A 2,410-nucleotide genomic window follows, 5' to 3' on the forward strand; every position below is an offset into this window, starting at 1 on the left:
ATCTTATCATTTGAAGTTTAGATAAATATCGCCAAGTTTATCACACCAATCTTACATTTTTGTACAACAGTAAGATAATCTATCTACCTTAGTCATGACTGATAATAAAGGTTATGATTGACTTACCACGTAACGTCTTCATTACTATATTAGAAACAACTATTTACTTTTACAAACCACATAGTTCATGTTCACGCCACTGTCTGAGTACCTTTGGGTGTTACTCTCTTTTGTACTGCTTACCTCATTTTTTATTACTTCAGCGGTTATACCTGCCGTTATTCGAGTGGCTCGGGAAAAGCACTTATTAGATGAACCTAACAATCGGAGTTCTCACTGGCAGAAGACTCCCAGTTTGGGGGGAGTAGCTATTTTTGCAGCTATCATTATTGTTTTTACCATAGCTTCGCACTGGAGTAGTTCGTCAGATTTTTCATTTTTCCAGGTACTACCAGCTATTGTTATTTTATTCTTCGTTGGAATAAAAGACGATATTCTAGTTATTGATCCAGCCAAAAAACTGCTAGCTCAACTGGTTGCTGGTATTATTTTTATTGGTCTGACCGATATTCGGGTCGGTAATTTTTACGGAATGTTAGGGGTGCATGAACTACCGTATATAGTAAGCTTCGGACTTACCCTATTTATTTTTGTTGTAGTAACCAATGCTTACAACCTGATTGACGGCATAGATGGGCTGGCGGGTTGCTTAGGCGTACTAGCAGCTATTGTTTACGGTATTTACTTTGCCGTAGTTGGAGTAGTGTGGGGTACTGTACTATGTGCTACATTAGTTGGAGCATTGGTAGGCTTCTTACGGTTTAATTTTTCCAAGAGCCACAAGATATTTATGGGTGACAGTGGTTCGCTGGTAGTTGGGTTTATTTTAGCGGTATTATCGGTTAAATTCATCCAGTTCAACGAAAGTCCCAATACCTGGTATGTTGGTAATGCGCCCACTCTAGCGATTGCGGTGCTAGCTATTCCACTATTTGATACTTTACGCGTATTTAGCCATCGTCTTTTACGTAGAGTGAGCCCGTTCACCCCAGATCGCAACCATGTACACCACCTGATCGTAGATAATGGCCATAATCACATTCAAGCTACTACTTATCTTTCTATTGTAGGAATATTAATTATTGCAGCGAGTCTACTCTTCACTCAGTCTTCTATAGCACTTTCACTATCCGTTATAGTTTTAATTTTTACTATTTATGCTTTAACCGTTCAGCGACGTTACCTAGTTCGCAGATCAAAGCTATCGGTACCTAAGCGTACGGTAATAATGAAGGAGAAGAAAAACATTATTGAGCGCCCCCGGGAAAAGGCTACCTTACAGCCTCAAACTGCCCGAGCCACCAGTATCAGTGCTTAAAGTGCCGCACCCCGGTAGTAATCATTGTCATTTGGTGCTGATTACAAAAATCAATAGAATCTTGATCGCGGATAGAGCCTCCCGGCTGAATGACTGCGGTAACACCTTCTTTGTGAGCAATCTCTACGCAGTCAGGAAACGGAAAAAAAGCATCGGAGGCTATCACTGCCCCATTTAAATCAAACCCAAACCGGCCCGCCTTATCAATTGCTTGCTTTAGCGCATCTACCCGAGAGGTCTGCCCCACTCCACTAGACAGCATTTGTCCTTTTTTAGCTAGAATAATCGTATTGGATTTAGTATGCTTACATACTTTACTAGCAAATAACAATGCTTCAATTTCATCTTCGGTAGGCTGCTTTTTGGTTACAGTAGTTAGGTCAGACTTAGCGTCCGTCTTTTGATCTCGGTCTTGTTCTATCACCCCGTTCAGTAGGGTCTTAAATTGACGGTCTTGAACCAAAAGCTGCTTTTGCACTAGTAGTATCCGTTTCTTCTTTTTAGTGAGAACTTCTAACGCTTCGTTTGTGAAAGCGGGGGCGATGAGTACCTCAAAAAACAAATCGTGCATAGCCTCGGCAGCTTCTTGATCTACTTCAGCGTTGGTCACCAAAATTCCCCCAAAGGCCGAAACTGTATCGGCCGCAAATGCTTTCTCGTACGCTTCTTTTACTGTAGTTCCGATAGCTACTCCGCAGGCGTTCGTATGCTTCAAAATAGCAAAGGCGGTTTCACCATCAAATTCCTGAATTAGGGCAACTGCCGCGTCAATATCGACCAAGTTGTTAAACGAAAGCTCTTTCCCGTGGATTTGCTCCAGCATTTCATCCAGTTTGCCGTAAAACTCCGCAGTCTGATGGGGGTTTTCGCCGTAGCGCAACGCTTTCTTTTGTAGGCCTTCCTTTGGCAGTAGTGATGCCGAACTTTCTCCGGCAAAGTAGTTAGCAATAACCGTATCGTAGTGAGCACTGGTCTGAAATGCACCCAAAGCGAACCTTTTCCGGTCTTCTAAGCTAGTGGCTCCTTTTTTTT

2 protein-coding genes are annotated in these 2,410 nt (G+C 42.3%); one reads left to right on the forward strand and one right to left on the reverse strand.

Going from position 1 to position 2,410, the window contains the following annotated elements; genetic code table 11:
* Positions 1-187: 187 nt before the first annotated feature.
* On the forward strand, positions 188-1,378 hold the full coding sequence (locus tag WBA23_RS19545; protein WP_424583964.1) for a glycosyltransferase family 4 protein: 1,191 nt from the start codon (positions 188-190) through the stop codon (positions 1,376-1,378).
* Here WBA23_RS19545 and purH read toward each other — a convergent pair.
* Positions 1,368-2,410: bifunctional phosphoribosylaminoimidazolecarboxamide formyltransferase/IMP cyclohydrolase (purH, locus tag WBA23_RS19550; RefSeq protein ID WP_424583965.1), on the reverse strand; the 1,043-nt coding region annotated here is incomplete at its 5' end. The genes WBA23_RS19545 and purH overlap by 11 nt on opposite strands.

It is taken from the genome of Tunicatimonas sp., from assembly GCF_049647865.1.
Taxonomy (GTDB): domain Bacteria; phylum Bacteroidota; class Bacteroidia; order Cytophagales; family Cyclobacteriaceae; genus Tunicatimonas.

Bases quoted from the DNA above. Each gene is read 5' to 3' on its own strand.
- WBA23_RS19545 (WP_424583964.1), top strand. From the start codon at position 188: ATGTTCACGCCACTGTCTGAGTACCTTTGGGTGTTACTCTCTTTTGTA.